The sequence below is a fragment of the Moorena sp. genome (assembly GCF_982860115.1).
In genome coordinates this window covers 1-730 of sequence record NZ_CEYLVT010000026.1, presented here as the reverse complement: position 1 = coordinate 730, position 730 = coordinate 1, and the positions used below count along the sequence as shown (strand labels likewise).

The 730-nt window shown below is 46.3% G+C and carries 3 protein-coding genes; 1 reads left to right on the top strand and 2 read right to left on the bottom strand.

The window, feature by feature from the left end; genetic code table 11:
• Positions 1 to 57: 57 nt before the first annotated feature.
• Positions 58 to 204 carry a hypothetical protein gene (locus tag AC4II3_RS07100; protein WP_488012411.1) on the top strand — a complete coding sequence of 49 codons (147 nt, stop codon included), beginning with the start codon at positions 58 to 60 and terminating at the stop codon, positions 202 to 204.
• Here AC4II3_RS07100 and AC4II3_RS07095 read toward each other — a convergent pair.
• Both AC4II3_RS07095 and AC4II3_RS07090 read right to left on the bottom strand, forming a co-directional pair.
• Positions 186 to 362, bottom strand: a complete 177-nt coding sequence (locus tag AC4II3_RS07095; RefSeq protein WP_488012409.1) for a hypothetical protein — start codon at positions 360 to 362, stop codon at positions 186 to 188. The genes AC4II3_RS07100 and AC4II3_RS07095 overlap by 19 nt on opposite strands.
• A 159-nt stretch (positions 363 to 521) precedes the next feature.
• On the bottom strand, positions 522 to 653 hold the full coding sequence (locus tag AC4II3_RS07090; protein ID WP_488012407.1) for a hypothetical protein: 132 nt from the start codon (positions 651 to 653) through the stop codon (positions 522 to 524).
• Positions 654 to 730: the final 77 nt, after the last annotated feature.

Genomic DNA, 730 nt, shown 5'->3' with positions numbered 1-730 from the left:
TCAATATTTTCCTCACACGGATGTTGCTGGAATTAGGTTTTTGGTAGAACAGGCATCTTGCCTGTGATCAATATTTTCCTCACAGCATCGAAGCCTATTCTACACAACTACTCCCGATTCCCGATTCCCGATTCCCGATTCCCTATGTCACAGGCAAGATGCCTGTGCTACGCAAGATGCCTGTGCTACGGAATTACTCCGTGATCAAGAAAAACTAGAAACTTGGCACCAGGCATCAAGGCTTTCAAAACCTGCACATAGCCCTTGGCATCAGCAGGGTTGTCGAACCGAGCGAAAACCATTGGTGGCATCGGTGGTAACAACCTCACCATCACCCATGGGTATAGGCGTCTATCAGACATATTATTAAGTTATCTCCTGTAAGGGGGACCAAGAGCCAGCCTTCCAGCCTGACGAAAACTCTAGGCTGGCTCTTCCCATGGACTTTATTTTGTCCACACTTTTAGTTTACCACAAAAAATTGCATATTGTAGCATATTTTTGATTTTTTGTAACAAACTTTAGAGGGAATCGGGAATCGGGAATCGGGAATCGGGAATCGGGAGTCGGGAATCGGGAATCGGGAATCGGGAGTGTGGGGTGTGTGATAGTGATTTTGTCTTGGGGTTGAGCTGGGGGATTAGCGATCGCATAACTCTTGCCTATTGCCTATTGCCTCTTGCCTATTGCCTATTGCCTATTGCCTATTGCCTATTGCCTATTGCCTATT